The 20,238-nt window shown below is 36.6% G+C and carries 19 protein-coding genes; 3 read left to right on the forward strand and 16 right to left on the reverse strand.

All coding sequences use genetic code 11. The features are described 5' to 3' along the window. Window positions 1–51: 51 nt before the first annotated feature. Window positions 52–981, forward strand: coding sequence for a hypothetical protein (locus U8521_RS10285; protein ID WP_334352672.1), 930 nt, complete (start codon window positions 52–54; stop codon window positions 979–981). A gap of 23 nt (window positions 982–1,004) precedes the next feature. Here the strand turns inward: U8521_RS10285 and U8521_RS10290 are convergent, their stop codons facing one another. The 16 genes from U8521_RS10290 to dnaA all read right to left on the reverse strand — a co-directional run bounded on the left by U8521_RS10290 (window position 1,005) and on the right by dnaA (window position 19,179). After that, window positions 1,005–1,445 (reverse strand): Rrf2 family transcriptional regulator, encoded by a 441-nt coding sequence (locus tag U8521_RS10290; protein ID WP_334333219.1) that lies wholly within the window; start codon window positions 1,443–1,445, stop codon window positions 1,005–1,007. A 60-nt stretch (window positions 1,446–1,505) separates the two neighbouring features. Next, window positions 1,506–2,357, reverse strand: a complete 852-nt coding sequence (locus tag U8521_RS10295; protein WP_334352673.1) for an SDR family oxidoreductase — start codon at window positions 2,355–2,357, stop codon at window positions 1,506–1,508. Between the two features lie 466 nt (window positions 2,358–2,823). Beyond that, window positions 2,824–4,107 (reverse strand): adenylosuccinate synthase, encoded by a 1,284-nt coding sequence (locus U8521_RS10300; protein ID WP_334352674.1) that lies wholly within the window; start codon window positions 4,105–4,107, stop codon window positions 2,824–2,826. Between the two features lie 20 nt (window positions 4,108–4,127). Further along, window positions 4,128–5,504, reverse strand: coding sequence for a replicative DNA helicase (gene dnaB, locus U8521_RS10305; RefSeq protein WP_334333216.1), 1,377 nt, complete (start codon window positions 5,502–5,504; stop codon window positions 4,128–4,130). Window positions 5,505–5,511: 7 nt separating this feature from the next. Then, window positions 5,512–5,967, reverse strand: coding sequence for a 50S ribosomal protein L9 (rplI, locus tag U8521_RS10310; RefSeq protein ID WP_334333215.1), 456 nt, complete (start codon window positions 5,965–5,967; stop codon window positions 5,512–5,514). 12 nt (window positions 5,968–5,979) lie between these two features. Then, window positions 5,980–7,980, reverse strand: coding sequence for a DHH family phosphoesterase (locus U8521_RS10315; RefSeq protein WP_334333214.1), 2,001 nt, complete (start codon window positions 7,978–7,980; stop codon window positions 5,980–5,982). A 269-nt stretch (window positions 7,981–8,249) separates the two neighbouring features. After that, window positions 8,250–8,453 (reverse strand): helix-turn-helix transcriptional regulator, encoded by a 204-nt coding sequence (locus tag U8521_RS10320; RefSeq protein WP_334333213.1) that lies wholly within the window; start codon window positions 8,451–8,453, stop codon window positions 8,250–8,252. A 665-nt stretch (window positions 8,454–9,118) separates the two neighbouring features. Continuing rightward, a complete protein-coding gene (gene rpsR, locus U8521_RS10325; RefSeq protein WP_025085410.1) occupies window positions 9,119–9,355 on the reverse strand; it encodes a 30S ribosomal protein S18 in 237 nt (78 codons plus the stop codon). A 19-nt stretch (window positions 9,356–9,374) separates the two neighbouring features. Further along, on the reverse strand, window positions 9,375–9,941 hold the full coding sequence (ssb, locus tag U8521_RS10330) for a single-stranded DNA-binding protein (protein WP_334333212.1): 567 nt from the start codon (window positions 9,939–9,941) through the stop codon (window positions 9,375–9,377). A 37-nt stretch (window positions 9,942–9,978) separates the two neighbouring features. Next, complete coding sequence (rpsF, locus tag U8521_RS10335; protein ID WP_135374371.1) at window positions 9,979–10,275, reverse strand: 30S ribosomal protein S6; 297 nt, start codon at window positions 10,273–10,275, stop codon at window positions 9,979–9,981. Window positions 10,276–10,475: 200 nt separating this feature from the next. Continuing rightward, window positions 10,476–12,974, reverse strand: coding sequence for a DNA gyrase subunit A (gyrA, locus tag U8521_RS10340; protein ID WP_334352675.1), 2,499 nt, complete (start codon window positions 12,972–12,974; stop codon window positions 10,476–10,478). A 16-nt stretch (window positions 12,975–12,990) separates the two neighbouring features. Beyond that, on the reverse strand, window positions 12,991–14,940 hold the full coding sequence (gyrB, locus tag U8521_RS10345) for a DNA topoisomerase (ATP-hydrolyzing) subunit B (RefSeq protein ID WP_334333210.1): 1,950 nt from the start codon (window positions 14,938–14,940) through the stop codon (window positions 12,991–12,993). Then, the gene (gene recF, locus U8521_RS10350) at window positions 14,933–16,063 is read right to left on the reverse strand and encodes a DNA replication/repair protein RecF (RefSeq protein WP_334352676.1); all 1,131 of its coding nucleotides are present in this window, start codon (window positions 16,061–16,063) and stop codon (window positions 14,933–14,935) included. The genes gyrB and recF overlap by 8 nt, the downstream gene beginning before the upstream one ends. Beyond that, a complete protein-coding gene (gene yaaA / locus U8521_RS10355) occupies window positions 16,064–16,273 on the reverse strand; it encodes a S4 domain-containing protein YaaA (protein WP_135374363.1) in 210 nt (69 codons plus the stop codon). Between the two features lie 240 nt (window positions 16,274–16,513). Next, window positions 16,514–17,650: a DNA polymerase III subunit beta gene (dnaN, locus tag U8521_RS10360; protein ID WP_334333208.1), complete on the reverse strand. Its 1,137-nt coding sequence runs from the start codon at window positions 17,648–17,650 to the stop codon at window positions 16,514–16,516. Between the two features lie 158 nt (window positions 17,651–17,808). Then, on the reverse strand, window positions 17,809–19,179 hold the full coding sequence (gene dnaA / locus U8521_RS10365) for a chromosomal replication initiator protein DnaA (RefSeq protein ID WP_334333207.1): 1,371 nt from the start codon (window positions 19,177–19,179) through the stop codon (window positions 17,809–17,811). Window positions 19,180–19,688: 509 nt separating this feature from the next. Between dnaA and rpmH the strand changes: the two genes are divergently transcribed. Next, window positions 19,689–19,829 carry a 50S ribosomal protein L34 gene (gene rpmH, locus U8521_RS10370; RefSeq protein ID WP_010625561.1) on the forward strand — a complete coding sequence of 47 codons (141 nt, stop codon included), beginning with the start codon at window positions 19,689–19,691 and terminating at the stop codon, window positions 19,827–19,829. A 66-nt stretch (window positions 19,830–19,895) separates the two neighbouring features. Continuing rightward, window positions 19,896–20,237 (forward strand): ribonuclease P protein component, encoded by a 342-nt coding sequence (rnpA, locus tag U8521_RS10375; protein WP_334333206.1) that lies wholly within the window; start codon window positions 19,896–19,898, stop codon window positions 20,235–20,237. Window position 20,238: the final 1 nt, after the last annotated feature.

Genomic DNA, 20,238 nt, shown 5'->3' on the forward strand with positions numbered 1-20,238 from the left:
TCATCTTGTTATTATTATATTAAATTAACGTGCAAATAAAGGGTGTATATTTTGAAAAAATTAAACAAAAAATATATTAAATGGCTCGTTATCCTACTGATCCTCATAATGATCGTTATGAGTTATGCCTTTAATCTCGGTAAAATTAAGGATAAGACTGTTGACGCCTTGGCCCAGATCACGATTCCATTTTCACTGATCGTCAATCCTAAGAATATCGACGAAGATATTGCCCCTAAAGGTATCTCTTTAAATGATGGTGACATGAGTCAAAAGAAACAGCAAGCAATAAATCTCGTCAGTAAACTCAATGATGACTATCATAATACAGACGAGTTAAGTTTTTTATCTAATGATCAAGAAAAAGCTTTACAAAAAAAGGTTCATCAAAAACCACATCGTTATATCACTAATTTGACCTTATTAAACTTCGGTCGTGATACTCATGGTAAATACATCACCATCAGTTGCAACCGTTACGATGATACTAAAAATATCGTCAGTTACCGCTATCGTCTATATTATAAAGATGACAGTGTTACTTCGGCTAAATATCTCAATCAAAAAAATAATCAGTACCCACCACAATACGTTCTAGATAATATTGATTTAGGCAAAGCTGGTGTTGATTCGGCTCAAAATTTCCTGCAACGACTCAAAACAGCAATTATCAATTCTAACTTGACTGCCACTAATGCTACTGATCCGGGCAATTTCAATCAAATCTCAATTAATTTAGGATTGAACCCGGACAAGAGTAATACGGGACTATTCCAATTAGCCAAGAATTCTAATTCGCGTGTCAGTAATTTCAATGTCATCGGTTATCAAATTTCCGACGTGCCAAGATATTCAAGGTTTTATTTGAAACAATTGAGTAAGGACAAATCCTATTACTACACTTTAACTTATAGTCGTAATAGTAGTCGTTTCATCAATTTTCAGAAAGGTATCATTTCAACTGACGATCAAAATAAATAATTTTCATGAAAAAAGCAAGCAACCTATTTGGCTGCTTGCTTTTTTTCGTTGTTGATTAAAATATCATCAATAATGTTCTGAAGTGAAATCTGGGCCATGCTATTTTCGGCATCGGATTGAACTTTTTCATAAGCTTTAGTCAACGTCTTTTGAATATTGCCGCCAACGATACACTTAGGGTTGGTCTTTTCATCAACATGCAAGAGGTTATGATTGTCCTCAATTGATCGATAAATATCCAATAAACTAATTTTACTAGCATCTCGACTAAGTTTGGGGGCGATTTTCCCCGGTTGACTCATTAACAAACCAGATTTTTTCAATCGCGCCATCATACGTCTAACTAAACTAGGATTCGATTCAATACTACTGGCAATCGCATTGCTGGATAAATCCCCATCTCGACAAATATCAACGTAGGCCAAGATATGAACACCATCACTTAATTTGCTTGAATATTTCATTTTTTCTCCTCCCAGTAATTACTAACTAATATCATATGACATTTTACCGGTCGATAACAATTATTTCTCATTAATTACTGATTTAATTGCTTCGGGCAAAGCAGTTAATGGACGTCCTAAAACGTTTGGTAAGTCATCGCTATCCCCATCGAGATTCCCATCACGAATGAGTTCCTGGATAGAAACAACGATTTCAATTACTGCTTCATCCATTCCACTATCTTTTAAAGCGTGACGCAAGTCTTCAATACTTAATGAAACTATTTTAAACTTGGAGGCAATATTTTGAGCTAGTTCTTGATAGGTACGGGGTTTACCTGCAAATTCATAGATTTCTTTAGTATCTTTCATAACTAACACTCTGGCAGCGGCTTCTGAATATTCGTCTTCTAAGGCCCATCCAACACGACCATCTCCTGCTGCGTAAACGAAATCTTGATGATTAACAGCTGCTTTGATCTTGTCAGCATCATTCTCTAAATACCAATTATTTCTCAAAAACGAATACTTGAGGCCACTGTTTTTGATCATCTTTTCAGTAGCTTTGTGGTCATCCGCTAGTGGAGCTGTAGCTCGATCAGCGTGATAAAAACTAGTGTAGGCAATGTATTTTACACCAGCATTTTTAGCTGCGGTTACGATATTTTGATGCTGAACTTGTCGTGTCACTAGTCCTCCCGGTTGGGATGAAACAAATAATAATTTGTCGACGCCTGTAAGAGATTCTTCCAACTGTTGGGGATTAGTATAGTCACCAGGAAGGATTCTTACTTCTTTTGGGAATAATTCTTCAGCTTTTTTTGTATTGCGAGCTAAGGCGATTATTTGGTCGTTGGGAGCTAATTTTAGTAATTGTTTGATAGCGTTTTGTCCAAAATGGCCGGTTGATCCGGTTACTGCGTATGTTGTCATATTTTTACCTGCTTTCTTGATTCGAATTGGATTAAATTGATGTTACTTTTTTATTAACTTGTTGTTTTTATAATAACATGTTTTGGGATTTTGGGTATTAAAAAAGCATCGAAGAGTTGTTTGGGCTCTTGGATGCTTTTGGGAATTATGTTCTATTTTTTTATTGGTGTGGTTCTTTTGGGTTATAACCATGGTTCTATGCGGAATAGCTAAAACGCGTTCCGCAGGCCAGGACTCGGGACATATAGCTACGCTTCCCAAATCATCCGCAAAATGCGCGGATAATTCGTGAAGCTAGGCTATCTGCCCGAGTCCTAAGCGGGTCTGCTACACGCTCTATCAAAAACGCGTTCCGCAAGGGCAACTCCCTCCGAGATAACAAAATTTCCCAAATCACCTGCAAAGTGCGCAGGCAATTTGTGAAATTACGTTATCCTCCGGGAGCTGACCGCCCCTGCTACACGCTCTATCTCCAGACATCATTAACTTCAATTGTCTGTTCTCTATCTGGTCCAACTGAAACTGTGGCGTACTCTACTCCCAATTGGTCTTTGATAAAGTCTAGATAATCGATGGCTGCTTGTGGTAGATCTTTTAATGACTTGGCTTGTGTCATATCTTCTGTCCAGCCTGGGAAGGTCTTGTAGACTGGTTTACATTTTGCTAAGACGTTCAAGTTGGCTGGATATTCGTCGATGATCTTACCATTTAGATCATAGCCGGTGCAGACTTTGATTTCTTTTAAGCCTGTTAGGACATCTAAACAGTTAAGTGATAGGTGAGTTACTCCTGAAACGTTACATGAATGTTTCAAAACTACTAAGTCGATCCAACCGACACGTCTTGGACGATGTGTTACGGTTCCATATTCGTGACCGGCTTCTCTTAGAAAGTCACCTGTTTCATTGATTTGTTCAGTTGGGAATGGGCCGGCACCAACTCTTGATGTATAGGCCTTAACTACTCCAATAACTTTATCGACCAATGGAGCACCAATTCCGGCACCAGTAGTAACACCACCAGCTGGATTAGATGAAGTTACATATGGATAAGTACCATGGTCGATATCGAGCATGATTCCTTGTGCCCCTTCAAATAAAACGTTTTGACCATTCTTTAATTCACGATTTAAATAGGCAGATGTGTCGATTACACGGTCTTTTAAGTCTTGTCCAATTTGATAATACTTTTCGAAAATATCATCGAATTTCATTGGTTCAACACCGTAGATCTTAGTAAATAGTTCATTCTTTTGCTTAAGATTTTGTGTCAAAAGTCCTTTGAATAGATCTTTGTCCAAAATATCAGCCATTCTAATACCGACACGTGATGCTTTATCAGTATAAGCAGGTCCAATTCCGCGATTAGTTGTACCAACTTTAGAATCACCTTTAGCCTTTTCTTGGCATTTATCTAATTCAATGTGATAAGGCAAGATCAATTGAGCACGGTTAGAAATCTTCAAATTAGTCGTATCGACACCTTGTTCATGCAGACGTCCTAATTCTTCTTTTAGTGATTCAAGATTTAAAACAACACCATTTCCAATAACACTAGTCTTATCTGGATACAAAATTCCTGATGGGACTGATCTTAACTTGTAAACGTGATTATCGATATTCAAAGTGTGTCCTGCATTATCTCCACCTTGATAACGGGCAATAATGTTAGCTTCACCACTGAAATAATCGGTAATCTTACCTTTACCTTCGTCGCCCCATTGGGTACCTACTACAACAACTGTCGTCATATCTTCTACACCTACACTATTTAATTTTCTGGAATATTCGCTATTGATGAAAACTTATTATAAGACTTCACAAACAATAGTTTAGCAGTTCCACGAGGACCTGAACGGTTTTTACTGATAATTACTTCAACTTCACCAACATCTTGGTCCTCTGGTTCCTCTTGATTATCGTTGTCATCCCCGTCTTCATCACGATAATAATCATCACGGTAAAGAAAGGCAACGATATCCGCATCCTGTTCAATTGAACCAGATTCACGGATATCTGACAACATTGGTCTTTTATCTTGACGCGCTTCAACTCCACGAGAAAGCTGTGATAGCGCAATTATTGGTACGTGTAATTCTTTTGCTAATTTTTTCATCCCACGAGAAATTACTGAGACTTCTTGTTGGCGATTTTCTTGGCCAGTTCCTTCGATCAACTGCAAATAATCGACAATGACTAAATCTAATTTGCCACTTTCTTTCAAAAGCCTGCGACACTTCGATCTGATTTCAGCCATTTTCACACCTGGAGTATCGTCAATATAAACATTAGTCCGTGACAAACTACCCATGGCAACAACCAAACTGTTCCATTGGTTTTCGTCCAATTTACCAGTTCTTAGTGAATTGGCATCGATGCTACCTTCTGAACAAAGCATCCGGTTAACCAATTGTTCAGCCCCCATTTCTAGGGAAAATATGGCTACAGTAGCATTAGATTTAGTAGCTGCATTTTGGGCTAAGTTCAAAGCAAAAGCAGTTTTACCAACACCAGGACGAGCTGCTAAAATAATCAATTCATCCTTGTGCAAACCAGTCGTCATCGCATCGAGGTCTTTATAACCCGTTGATAAACCAGTAACTTCACTATCCTGGTCATAAAGCTTATCAATTTCTTCAAATGAAGACTTAACAACATCAGAGATTCTCCGAAAACCTTTGTGATTTCTATTTTCAGATACATCCATAATATCTTTTTCCGACTGATCGATAATGCTGTCGACGTCTTCATCTTCATCGAAACTTCTCGTAACGATTTTCGTCGCTGCATTGATCAAACGCCGCAAAACTGATTTATTTTTGACGATTTTGGCGTAATAAACAGTATTGGCTGCAGTCGGAACTGAGTTAGCTAATTCAGCTAAGTAACTAACTCCGCCAATATCTTCAATCTGATTTTGACGATCGAGTTCATTTTGAACGGTCACGACATCGACTGGCTGTTCTTCATCGTTTAAATTCATCATCGCTTGGAAAACTAATTGATTAGCGTGTTGATAAAAATCATCCGCTTCAACGTATTCCATCGCTTCAACCAAAGCATCTTGACTTAGAAAAACCGCTCCTAATACGGCTTGCTCAGCATCCTTATCATTGGGCGGTATTCTTGAAGTTATATCGTTATTCATTTATATCCTACTTCTTTTCAGCAACGTGAACTCTTATGGTAGCTTCTACACCCTCAAACAACTTAACTGGTACATTTATGTATCCAAGGGACTTGATACCATCAGAGAGCTCCATTTTATGCTTATCAACTTTAATTTTGTATTGCTTATCCATCTCGTCAGCAATCTTCTTGGTTGTTACTGAACCAAATAGTCGACCATCAGCACCAGACTTAGCTAAAACTTCAACGACTGTCTTGTCGTCTTCAATCTTTTGTTTCAAAACTTTAGCTTCTGCTTTTTGAGCTTCATAGTCTTTTTCTTCACGCTTTTGTTCGGCATTTAATTTAGCAATGTTGGCTTTAGTAGCTTCAATAGCTTGCTTGTTCTTCAACAAGAAGTTTTGTGCATACCCTGTTGCAACATTTTTAACTTCGCCTTTTTTACCTTTACCTCTAACATCTGTTAGGAAAATAACCTTCATAATACTCCTCCTTTATTTCTGAGCAGATTCCGTTAGTACATCGATCAATTGTTTCTTTGCGTCCTCAACAGTTGTATCGGCAATCTGCGTGGCAGCATCAGACAAGTGTCCTCCACCACCAAGTTTTTCCATAATTACTTGAACATTAACATTACCTAGACTCCGAGCTGAAATTCCGACTCGTGAATCTGGACGTTTGCTGATAACAAACGAAGCCTCAACATTATCTAATGATAACAATGTATCCGCTGCTTGGGCAACAATAACTGGATCATACGATTTGTCTTCTTCACCAAAGCAGACTGCCATATTACCATTAACCATCGTAATTGTCTCAATTAAGTGATTTCTCTGAATGAAGGAATCAATATTCTCTTTTAAGACATTTTGAATGACTGTTTCGTCAGCACCAACTGAACGTAAGTAACTAGCTGCATCAAAGGTTCTTGTACCTGTCCGCAATGAGAATGACTTCGTATCAACAGTAATACCAGCCAAAAGTGCAGTTGCTTCAATCTTTTCAATTGCCTTTTTATTCTTAGGTTGATATTCCAACATCTCAGTAATCAATTCACTTGTTGAAGAAGCATATGGTTCAATGTAAGTTAACATTGGATTCTCAGGGAATTCTTCACTTCTTCTGTGGTGATCGATAACAACAATTTTTTCATTTTCAGCATTAAATAATTCCGGATTGATTGAAATACTTTGCTTCGAGTGATCGACCATGACAATCAAAGTCTTCTTAGTTCTAATATTGATCGATTCGTCTGGCGTAATAATATCTTTTTTGATATCAGGATCTTTATCAATAATACCCAAAAGTCGACTGACATCTGAATGCAAAGTATTTGGATTGATCACAACTTTACATGGTGTATTATTCATGATTGAGATTCTTCTGATACCTAATGAAGAACCTAAAACATCCATATCGGGATGGGAATGTCCCATAACAATGACTTGGTCACTGTCTTTGAGAAGTTCCTGCAAAGCTTCACTGATCATTCTAGCCCGGACACGAGTTCTCTTCTCCATTGGGTCAGTATTGCCACCATAGAAACGAGCTTTTTCACCAATTTCTTTAACGACAACCTGGTCACCACCACGACCTAAAGCTAGATTCAAATTCTTTTGTGCCTCATCGTTTAACTTATGTAAGTCATCGACCCCATATGAAAAGCCCATGCTCAAAGTTAATGGAACGTTTTGCTGTGAAGTGAATTCACGAATGACATCGAGAATCTTGAAACCATTTTTCTCCATATCAAAAATACGACCCGTATAAGCCATGATGAAGAAGTGGTCATCGTCGATTCGTTTCAAAAACATTTGTTCCTTAGAAGCCCAATTAGCCAATTCATTAGTAATATAATTGTCCAAATTTGAAATATCACGATCACTCATCGATTGAGTGATTTCAGCATAATTATCCAGATAAACTTGACCAATGACTGAACGATTATCTTCATAACGTTTTTCAATCTTTGAGTAATGAGTGATTTCAAACAAATAAATTACTTTCAATTCCGTCTGGACTTGAACGAGAAAGTACTTGTCATCAATTTGAATCGTTGTACTATCTGGGTGATCTTTTTCATCGATCAGATTAGATAATTCTGATGAAATGTCTTTAACACTCATACTATTGGACGGATTAAATCCCGTTGTTTCAACAAAATAAGGATTTACCCATTGAATCTGTTTATCAGTATCGTACAAAAGTATCCCCAAAGGATACTCGACAAAACTGTTGTCCGTTCCACGATCAATGCGATACTGCAAATTATTCGTATACTTACCGGCTTTTTCCCCTATTAATAGGAATAGATAAATAAACAAAATTAGCGCAATGACGACCAAAATAGCCTGGATGTACCCACTGATAGAACCATGGAATAACCCAACTATTAAAATCGATACTAGCATCACAATCAAAGAGACCGCCGTAAGTTGAGTCGAATGATCAACTCGCGAAAGGAAGAATTTCAGATTAGATTTTATCTTTTTCATGTTAGTCCCCTCTTAGATATACTTCTTAATTTTATCACAGCCACCGACTACTTTCTTCATATAAAACATGTTAAAAATCTTCCTCTGAAATTGAAAATCAATGAAAGCAAAAACACCAATACTCCCAGACATTTTAGGAATATTGATGTTAGAAATTATTTATCGTCATTAACAACTTTAATATGTTTTCTTTCATAAAATTTTCCCAATTTAGGTATACTTTAACTTTTGATTTTTATTAAGTAAACTTCCACTATTTCAAAAATTAATTAAACTTCATCATCTTCGTCTTTCCAAAACAATGTATCTAAATCAGTTTCTAACACCCACGCTAATTTCAAACACAAATCTAGAGACGGGTTATATTTATCATTCTCAATTAGATTAATTGTCTGACGAGCGACGCCAATTTTATTAGCCAAAGCCACCTGCGATAATTTTTTTGCCTGTCGATATTCACGAACTCGATTCATAATTCACCTTTTCTGATAGTCATATATATTTGACATTTTTAGTATATAGTATGGTTGATTGACTGTCAAATATATATGACGCCTTAGAATGTAAACGCTATCTTTTTTGGGGATGGTAGTTAGATGCCGTCTTCTTCAACAACTCTGGGAAACACTAAAGCATTAAGAGAAATTTCACAGCTGAGCATTTCCCAGAGTTGTTACTCCAGACTAGCATTCAAATCTATGCTGTTACTTCACTGAATTCTGAGTAAGATATTAATTCTATTCACGATAAGATTAAAAACGATTAATAGTCTGGATACGTTATAGGCATTCGTTTCTCAGTCCTTCTAATTTCATTCAAAAATAATAGAGGATCTTACTAGAACAGTAAATTGCTGTAATCTAGTAAGATCCTCTTTATGTTAAATTTTATTTTTCTATTCTAAATTAGGAAAACAAAATAACTGATCAAAATACCAAGTCCCAAACTAGAATAGAATTAGTGTCCTTAAAGGAAAGGAAAGTACGTATTCAATAAAAGTGAAATTCAGCCTGGAATAGCAAAAAATGGTACGTAAACGACACAGGGTCGTTTGCATAATGCGCTCTAAGCGGCAAAGCCGCAAAGAGCGCATAAAAAAAAGACCACCTGAATGTGATCTTTAATTAACTCTGAAGAATTAGTCTTCAGCAACGAATGGTAATAGAGCCATGATTCTTGCTCTCTTGATAGCTACAGTAAGCTTACGTTGGTTCTTAGCACTTGTACCTGTAACACGTCTTGGCAAAATCTTACCACGTTCTGAGATAAATCTCTTAAGTAAGTCTGTATCTTTGTAATCGATGTATTCGATATGGTTAGCAGCGATGAAGTCAACTTTACGTCTTCTACGTCCGCCTCTTCTTTGTTGGGCCATTATAATTGCTCCCTTCTATTTAAAATGGTAAATCATCATCAGATATGTCGATAGGCTTACTGTTGTCAGCAAACGGATCGCTCATATTATTGTTTGAATTGTTAGATTGATTATTGTTGTTACTATTACTACCGTTAGCGTTATTAGCGCCATTGTAGTTATTGTTACTGTTGTTATTACTGTATGGAGACTGACTTGATTGATTTGAATTGTAGCTAGGAGCTTGATTTGAGTTAGAGCTTCCAGAATTTCTTCTTTCACTTTCTGAACGAGATTCAAGTAATGAGAAGTTATCTACTACGACTTCAGTTACATAAACTCTTTGACCTTGTTGGTTTTCATAGTTACGTGTTTGAAGACGTCCATCAATTCCAACTAATGAACCTTTGTTAGTAAAGTTAGAAAAATTCTCGGCAGCCTTTCTCCAGATAACACAATTAATAAAATCGGCTTCACGTTCACCTTGTGAATTAGTAAATTGTCTGTTTACAGCAACTGTAAAACTGGCAACCGCTGCACCATTAGCAGTGTATCTTAATTCAGGGTCACGTGTCAGGCGTCCAACTAGAACTACTCGATTAATCATTTATCTGCCTCCTTAAATTGTTTCACGTGAAACAAAACTAGTCTTCACGTCTAACGATCATGTGACGAAGAATGTTATCGTCGATCTTTGAAAGACGGTCGAATTCGTTAATTGCTTCATCATTTTCAGCATCTACATTAATAATGTGATAGATACCTTCTTTGTAGTTAGCAATTTCATATGCTAAACGTTTCTTTTCCCAGTCTTTTGAGTCGATTACTTTGGCGCCGTTGTCAGCAATAATCTTATCGTAACGATCGATTAATGTTTTCTTTGCGTCTTCTTCCATATCAGGTTTAATGATATATGTGATTTCGTAATGTGCTTCAGCCATGGACTGTACACCTCCTTATGGTCTAATGGTTCTAATTAAAGAACAAGGAGCATAAATTAACTGCAATTTTATACTCACAAGTTATGAGTTTATCATAAATCCCTAGTAATTACTAGAAAAAATTCTAATAAAAAATCGTTTCTGCCTGACACGCACCTTGATTGAGGTACATATCTAAATTACGCAGAAACGATTATTTTTTAATTATTATTTTCAGAATTTTCTGATGAACTTTCTGAACTTGTATCAGATTCATCACTTGATTCTTCTTCGTCTTCAGCAGCGACCTTAGTCATTGTTGAAACGACTGAATCATTATCAACTTTGATCAATCTAACTCCAAGTGTAGCGCGACCAGTCTGTGAAACGCTTTGTACCTCAAAACGAATCATAACTCCCTTGTCAGTGATCAACATGATGTCTTCATCACCGTCAACGACAGTAAGCCCGGCAATTGGTCCATTCTTTTCGGTAACGTTGGCAGTCTTGATACCTTTACCACCACGACCCTTAACAGGATATTCGCTAACAGAAGTTCTCTTACCATACCCCTTTTCAGAGATGGTTAAGATTTCTTGCCCTTCTTTAGCAATCGATGAACCGACAACGAAGTCTTCTTCACGTAACTTGATACCACGAACACCAGCAGCAGTTCTTCCCATTGGACGAACGTCGCTTTCCTTAAAGGTTACAGCATAACCTTTATGAGTTCCGATCACGATAACTTGATTACCATCAGTCAAGAAGACGTTAGTTACTTCATCTTCATCCTTCAATGTGATGGCACGAAGTCCAGAGTGTCTGATGTTAGCAAAATCAGTCACCGGTGTACGTTTAACTGTTCCGTACTTAGTTACAAAGAATAAGTAAGAATTGTCAACATCAACATCCCGATCAACATTGATAACAGTTTGAATCTTCTCACCTTTTTCAATGTTCAACAAATTGATAACTGGAATTCCTTTGGCTGTACGACCATATTCAGGAACTTCATAGCCTTTGATTCGATAGACTTTACCAGCATTAGTGAAGAACAATAAACGGTCATGAGTTGATGTATAGATCATTTGTTCAATGAAGTCATCATCATGAATGCCCATTCCTTGAACACCACGACCACCACGATTTTGTACGCGGAATTCATCAGCAGATAGACGCTTGATATAACCGTTGTGAGTCAAGACGACCAAAATATTTTCTTCTTCGATCAAATCTTCATCTTCGATGTTAGCTACTTCACTCGCACGAATTTCAGTTCTTCTAGCATCACCGAATTTCTCTTGAATTTCGAGCAATTCATCATAGATGATTTTATCAACACGTTCAGGTTTAGCCAAAATATCTTTATAGTCAGCAATCTTAACTAACAATTCTTGATATTCAGATTCAACTTTGTCACGTTCCAAACCTGTCAAACGAACCAAACGCATATCAAGGATAGCTTGTGATTGTTTGTCAGATAGCTTGTAACGATCCATCAAAGTTTGCTTAGCTACAGCAGAAGTTTGTGAACCACGAATAATTTTGATGATTTCATCAATGTGATCCAAAGCAATTCTCAATCCTTCAAGGATATGAGCTCTAGCTTGGGCACGTCTTAATTCGTATTCAGTTCTTCTTCTAATAACTTCTTCTTGGTGTTTCAAGTAGTACACCAAAACTTGTTTAAGTGAAAGAACCTTCGGTGTCTTATCAACGATAGCAACCATGTTGATACCGTATGAAATTTGCAATTGAGTTAATTTGTAAAGATTATTCAAAACAACTGAAGCACTCATATCACGACGTAGATCGATCACGATCCGCATACCTTCACGGTCAGATTCATCGTTTAAGTCAGTAATACCTTCAAGTTTCTTTTCACGTGCTAATTCAGCAATTCTTTCAACTAACTTAGCTTTATTGACCATGTATGGAAGTTCAGTGATGATAATTTGTTCGGCACCATTCTTCTTAGTCACAACGTCAACTTTAGCCCGTAGGATAATTGTTCCCTTACCAGTTTCATAAGCACGACGAATTCCTGAACGGCCCATGATAATACCACCGGTTGGGAAATCAGGACCAGGAACGACCTTCATCAAATCAGCAATCGTGGCATCCTTATTCTTCATCAAAATATGTAAGGCATCGATAACTTCTTTCAAGTTGTGTGATGGGATATTAGTTGTCATACCAACGGCGATACCAGTTGCTCCATTGACTAAGAGATTAGGGAATCTAGCTGGTAGAACCATTGGTTCTTTTTCTTCACCATCATAATTAGGTACAAGATCGACAGTATCTTTGTTGATATCACGCAACATTTCAACCGCCATCTTACTCATTCTAGCTTCGGTATAACGCATCGCAGCAGGTGGATCACCATCGATTGATCCAAAGTTTCCGTGTCCATCGACTAATGGATAACGATAACTGAAGTCTTGCGCCATTCTAACCATTGATTCATAAATAGCCGAATCCCCATGGGGGTGATATTTACCCATGATATCACCAACGAAACGAGCACTCTTCTTGTATGGTTTGTCAGGTGTAACACCTAACTCATTCATACCATAAAGAATACGGCGGTGAACTGGTTTAAGGCCATCACGAACGTCAGGTAGCGCACGTGACACGATAACACTGGCAGCGTAGTCAACGAAGGATTTCTTCATGACTTCTGTCAAGTTAACATTTTCTATTCTATGATCTGCCATTAAATTGCCATCCTCTCTAGTAGTCTACTTCTGCGTAACGAGCGTTTTCTTCAATGAAGTCTCTTCTAGGTTCAACTTTGTCCCCCATTAACATTGAGAAAATCTTGTTAGCTTCAATTGCATCATCTAGGTTTACGCGATCCAATCTTCTCTTTTCAGGATCCATAGTTGTATCCCAAAGTTGATCGGCATCCATTTCACCAAGACCTTTATAACGTTGAATCTTTGGTTCTGGCTTTGGTGGCAATTGTTCAACAAAGTCATCTTTTTCTTTATCAGTATCAAAGTATCTCATCAATTTACCTTGACGAACTTGATACAGAGGTGGTTTAGCGATGTAGACGTATCCTGCATCAACAACCGGTCTCATATATCTATAGAGCAGTGTCAGCAACAATGTTCGAATGTGAGCACCATCGACATCGGCATCGGTCATGATAATAATCTTGTGATATCTAGCTTTAGAAATATCAAAGTCTTCACCAAATCCAGTACCCATGGCTGTAAACAAAGTTCTAATTTCATCGTTAGCTAAAATTTTGTCCATTGAGGCTTTTTCAACGTTCAAAATCTTACCTCTAATTGGCAAAATTGCTTGTGTCAAACGGGAACGACCAGTCTTAGCAGAACCACCGGCTGAATCACCCTCGACGATAAATAATTCAGAAATTTCTGGATCTTTACTGGAGTTGTCGGCCAACTTACCAGGTAAATTACTGATTTCCAAACCATTTTGTTTTCTAGTTACTTCACGAGCACGCTTAGCAGCCAAACGTGCCTTCGTAGCTAGTGAACCTTTTTCGACGATTTTCTTAGCAACATCAGGATTTTCCATCAAGAATTTCATGAAATGTTCACTGAACAAGCGATCAGTAATTGTTCTGGCATCGCTGTTACCAAGTTTTGTCTTCGTTTGACCTTCAAATTGTGGATCCGGATGCTTGATTGAAACGACAGCAGTCATTCCTTCACGAACATCTTCACCAGATAATTTTTCAGTGTCTTTTAATAATTTATTTTTGTGAGCGTAATCGTTAATTACTCTAGTCAAAGCGGTCTTGAAACCAACTTCGTGAGTTCCACCTTCATATGTATGGATGTTATTAGCGAACGTCATCAAGTTAGTGTGATATTCATCAGTATATTGGAGGGCAACTTCAACAGTAATTCCATCTTGTACCCCTTCAACATAAATTGGATCAGCGAATAAGACTTCCTTATCCTTATCCATGAATTCAACGTAACTCTTGATTCCACCTTCATAGTGGAAGACTAATTTTTCAGCTGTGTCAGCGCGTTTATCAGTAAAGGTTAATTTCAAACCTTTATTTAAGAAAGCAAGTTCCCTAATTCTAGTTGTCAAAACTTTATCATCATAAACCGTTGTTTCCGTAAAAATATCAGGATCCGGTACAAAATGAACTCGAGTTCCATGGTCAAATTCACCGGCGTCACCTAAAATGTGCATCGCATGATTAACTTTGCCACGTTTGAAGTCGATTCCGTAACGCTTGCCGCCACGAACAACTTGAACATCTAGTTCACTACTCAAAGCATTAACAACGGAAGCACCAACACCGTGGAGACCTCCAGAAACTTTATATCCGCCACCGCCGAATTTACCACCAGCGTGCAAAATTGTATAAACCGTTTCAAGAGCTGGTTTTCCAGTTTTCTTTTGAATGTCAACCGGGATACCACGTCCATCATCGGTAACAGTTACGGAGTTATCAGGCTCAACAGTAACTTCAATTTTTGTTGCGAAACCAGCCAAAGCTTCATCAATACCATTATCAATAATTTCCCAAACAAGATGGTGTAATCCTTGTTTACTAGTAGAACCAATGTACATACCGGGACGTTTGCGAACAGCCTCTAGTCCTTCAAGAACTTGAATTTGACTCGCATCATATTCTTCGACTTGTTCTTCTCTTTTTTCTAGCTCAGCTTTTCTGTCTTCAGCCATTAAATCTCTCCTCCTGTTGAACTTTGCCATTATTTATATTTAAGATATTCGGATTCTTTACCAAATTAGGATCTACATCATCGATTGAAGTGGTAGTAATAAAAGTTTGAATGCCATGTTTGATCGAAGATAACAGATGTGTCTGTCTTTTATGGTCAAGTTCTGATAAAACATCATCCAATAATAAAATTGGATAGTCTCCTACTTGATCCTTCATTAACTCAACTTCTGCCAATTTCAAACTCAAGGCAACCGAACGCTGCTGACCTTGTGAACCAAAATCTTGAGCATTTTTTCCATTTACCAAAAATTTAATATCGTCACGGTGGGGCCCAATAAGTGTCACGCCACGCTGAATCTCTTTTTGGTAATTTTTCTTGAAATTATCTTTAAAAATATCATAGATGTTTTCAAGACTTTTTCCTTCGGTGTTGAAAAAAGTGCTGTAAGAAATTTTTAGTTTTTCATGATCTTCAGTTATGTTTGCATGAATCTTTTCAATATACGTTTGTAATTTTTTCAAAAATTGTAAACGCGAAAAAATTACTTCAGCACAGTAAGCCGAAAATTGATCAGATAAAACATCCAAGTAAATCAAATCTTTTGCTTGATGATGCTGAAGTTTTTTCAAATATGCATTTCGCTGTTTTAAAACTGATTTGAATTGGCTCATCGTCTTTAAATACTGCGGCGACATTTGGCCAAATTCCATATCAATGAATTTACGACGAATTCCCGGATTGCCTTTCACGATTGAAAGATCCTCAGGCGAAAAAAGGACCACGTTTAAATTACCAATATAAGTCGATAATTTACGTTGTTCCAAATTGTTCAATTTAGCTTTTTTACCTGATTTGCTAATAACGAGATCCAGCTTCAAACGACTGGAGTTATCTTTAATAACCGTTCCCGAAATTCGTGCAAAATCACTACCCCACTTAATTAAATCCTTGTCATTTGATGTTCGATGGCTTCTTGTTAAAGCTAAAAAATACATAGCCTCTAATAAATTGGTCTTGCCTTGGGCATTTTCACCTAAAAAAACGTTGATATTAGGTGAAAATTCGACCTGCAAGGATTCGTAGTTGCGATAATTTTGTAATCTTAATTCTTTGACAAACATTTATTCAATTTCAAATGTTTGGTCTCCGACAACGACCACGTCACCAGAGCGCAATTTCTTACCGCGACGATCCTCAGGACTGCCATTAAGTAAGACTGAATTTTCTTTTAAGAACCACTTAGCTTGGCCACCAGTTGAAATGACTCCAGCATCTTTTAGTAATTGACCTAAGGTAATGAATTCAGTTTCAAGCTTAATTTTTTCAGACATAATAACACCCTATTTATTAGATTTATCCATTTAATGACATACTAATATTATAGTTGTTTTCACAATAAAAAACAACTTAGAACGAAATATCAGGCGATTTGAGCAATTTTTACGTTTATGAGTATCCACCCACTAAAATTGCTAAAAAAAAGTTCTTAGGCAAAATTACGGCGTTTATCTATAACAATGTAAAAAAAATAGGCTGAACCGAAAGATTCAACCTAAGCGCGCTATTTCACATTAAAATGTTCGAACTGGTGTGATCAATTGAACGAAATTATCGCGATCTTCAACTGGTCTTAAAGTAAATGGATGAAGTGGTGATGTAAAACTCATCTCAATCGTTGTATTGCTACCAAACGATCTCAAAGCATCTTTTAAATAATCAGGATTGAAGGAAATTTCCAAATCGTCCCCTTCGAGATTATCAAAATCTAGAACTTCTTCTACGGTACCAACTTCTGGAGAATTTCCATAAAGAGTGGCTTTTTTATCCACAGCTTTAATTTCCAATTTGATAACGTTGTTACGACTTTCATGTGAAAGAAGTGAAGCACGTTCTACTGAAGCAAGCAATTTTGAAGAATCAAATGTCAAGCGAGTACTTGATTCTTCAGGAATTAGACGGTCAGTTTCTGGATAACGACCGTCGAGCAAGCGTGAGTAGAACATAATGTTGTCAAAACTGAATAGAACTTGGTTTTCAGAAATTGACATTGAAATTTCTTTTACACTGTCGCTGATAGTTCTAACTAATTCAGTCAAACTCTTACCTGGAATGATCAAATTATAATCTTCATCACTAGTGATATTGATCTTTCTTTGTGAAAGACGGTGACTATCAGTAGCAACTGCAGTTAATCCTTCAGAGCTGATCAAGAAGTTGACACCTGTTAAAACTGGGCGGCTCTCTTGAGTTGAAACAGCAATAACAGTTTGATTAACAACTTCTTTGAAGACGTCAGTTGGCAAAACCAATTGATTATCAGTTTCAACTTCTGGCAAATGAGGATAATTAACGGCATCTAAACCATTGATAGTAAATTCTGAAACACCAGATTTAATTAGAGTCTGATTATTTTCAAGAACTTCTAATTCAAAATTATCACCGGGAAGCTTTTTGATGATTTCGTTAAAGAATCTAGCTGGTAAAACAATTGAACCAGTGTTTTCAATTTTCAAATCATTTTCAGAATCATTTTTATCAATGAAAGCTGTGATTGAAATATCAGAGTTACTTCCAGTAATTGTTAAACCACTTTCGGATAAGTCTAATTTCATACCTGTCAAAATTGGTATAGTTGTTTTTGTCGAAATTGCTCGTTGAACGTTACTAGTTTGATTAATGAATTTTGTTCGATCGATAGAAAATTTCATAGGTAACTCCCTTTTTTAATTAATTAATATATAAATAGAAGTAGTAGTAGGTACTGTTGAAACTGTGGAAAACTTATTTGAGACTAGAAATAAAAAGAAATTCACATGTTATTAACAGCTGTGGATAACTTTGGGAAAACTCGAAAGTTATGAACATGTTAATTTCTGAGGTCATCTTTCAGTTCATTGATAGAGCGTTTCAAATCATCATCTTTTAGTGCTAAAGCAGATATTTTATCACAAGAATGCATGACAGTGGTATGGTCTTTGCCTCCGAATTCCATTCCGATTTGTGGCAATGACTTGTCTGTCAGTTCGCGTGATAGGTACATCGCAATTTGACGTGGGACAACGATTGTTTTGACACGCTTCTTTCCTTTTAGATCTTGGACGGAAACGTGATAGTACTTGGCTACTTTAGTTTGGATCTTGGAAATAGAAATACCATTTTTATCATTAGATAGTTTGAATGCTTTCAAAGCATCAGCGGCGACGGACTTTGTAATGTCAGTATTAATAGTAGTTGAATAAGCTTGGACACGGATCAAAGCTCCTTCAAGTTCACGGACATTCGTGTCAATCTGGGCTGCGATGTAAGACAATGTGTCGTTTGGAATTTCCAAATGTTCTGCCTTAGCTTTATTTCTTAAAATTGCAATTCTAGTTTCAAGATCAGGTGCTGTGATGTCAGCTGACAAACCACTTGTAAATCTTGAGACTAATCTGGCCTGTAATTTAGGGATTTCATTAGGTAAACGATCGGAAGTCATTACGATTTGTTTACCATTCTCATAAAGTTCGTTAAAAGTATGGAAAAATTCTTCTTGAGTTCCCTCTTTTTCAGCGAAGAATTGAATATCATCTATTAATAGTAGATCAACGTTTCGATACTCTTGGCGAAAATCATCTTGAGTTCGCATTTGAATTGAGTTAATAAAGTCATTAGCAAAAGTTTCACTCGTGACATATTTGACCTTAGCGTTTGGATCAAGTTTGATCATCTGATGTCCAATTGCTTGCATCAAATGAGTTTTTCCTAATCCAACACCTCCATAAATAAAGAGCGGATTGTAGACACCACCGGGATCCTCGGCTGCTGCTAGAGCTGCGGCATGGGCCATTTGGTTACCACTTCCGACAATAAATGAAGCGAAGGTGTATTTAGGATTCAAATGTGAATTGTGAAAAATATGTTTCTGTGTTGGTTCTGGTTGAGGAGCTTCCTCTTGAATAGGTTGCTCCTCTTTTTTTGTGACTTCATCGTCATTTTCGATAATTGGATTGAGTTCAATTCCGTTTAATTCATATGAATAGATAGCAATTTTTTCTGTGTAATTTCTTTCCCAATAATCCTTATGAAGTTTAGTGGGTACAGAAATATAAATGTTATTTCCATCAATGTATAAGGGATTTGCGCTTTCAACCCAAGTCGAATAACTAACAGAAGTTAATTGGGATCTGAGTTTATTAGTAAAATAATCCCAAAATTCTGTTAGTTTTGGATCAGTTGAATTATTTATATTTTGCAATTATTTCCCCCCAATCTGTAGTTGTGGATAATTTTTTCCCTAAAATGACATTCTATAGTTTATCATTCTATTAAATAGTTTTCCACAGAACACTTGTTTAAATTTAGAACAAATAACAACGGGTATTTTCTTAATCCACAATCTTGTGCAAAAAGAGAAGTGTTAACACTTATTCACACAGTTATCCACAATTAACAGTCTCAAAAAAGCCCATTTTATCGGTGTTACGTCCAAAAAACAAGATTTTCACCAATCCTGTGGAAAACTATAACACAGTAAAAAAGTTTGGGGTAAAACTCTGTTAAAAGTGCTGTGGATAAAATTTGTTATTAAATTAGTGCAAAAATTATCCACAGTCGAAAATGCGAAAAACTTAACACGAAAGAATTCTATTTATAGGAAATTAGCTGTTTAAATTCATGGCAAATCATGATATTATAGTTAAGCAATTGTCTGAAGAAGTGTTATTTAAAAAATAATTTTATAAAAAAGAGTCAGGAGGTTTACTGATGACTACAAAGAGAACATTTCAACCAAAGAAGCGTCACCGTGAACGCGTCCATGGTTTCATGAAAAGAATGAGTACAAGTAATGGTCGCAAAGTTTTAGCAAGACGCCGTAAAAAGGGTCGCAAAGTATTATCAGCTTAGTTTTGAAGGATCACTAAAATTTTGGTGGTCTTTTTTTATTACAAAACGAGAGTAGTCTGGTGACATATGAGAAAAAGCTATCGAATAAAAAAAGAAAATGAATTTCAATATGTTTATTCAAATGGATATTCAGTCGCTAATAAAAATTTTGTCTTGTACAAAATTGCCAAAAAGGACCAAAAACATTTCCGTGTTGGAATTTCGGTCGGTAAAAAAGTTTCCCATACGGCGGTTGGTCGTAATCGAATCAAAAGATACATTCGTCAATCACTTTTGGAACTCAAACCAGAAATCCCTGACGAATTGGATTTTTTGATTATCGCAAGGAAACCATCATTTGATTTGGACATGTTTGAAACGAAAAAGAATATTGTGCATTTATTAAAATTAGGTAAAATATTACAATAGG

It is taken from the genome of Companilactobacillus miaonis (assembly GCF_036913615.1).
Classification (GTDB): Bacteria; Bacillota; Bacilli; order Lactobacillales; family Lactobacillaceae; genus Companilactobacillus.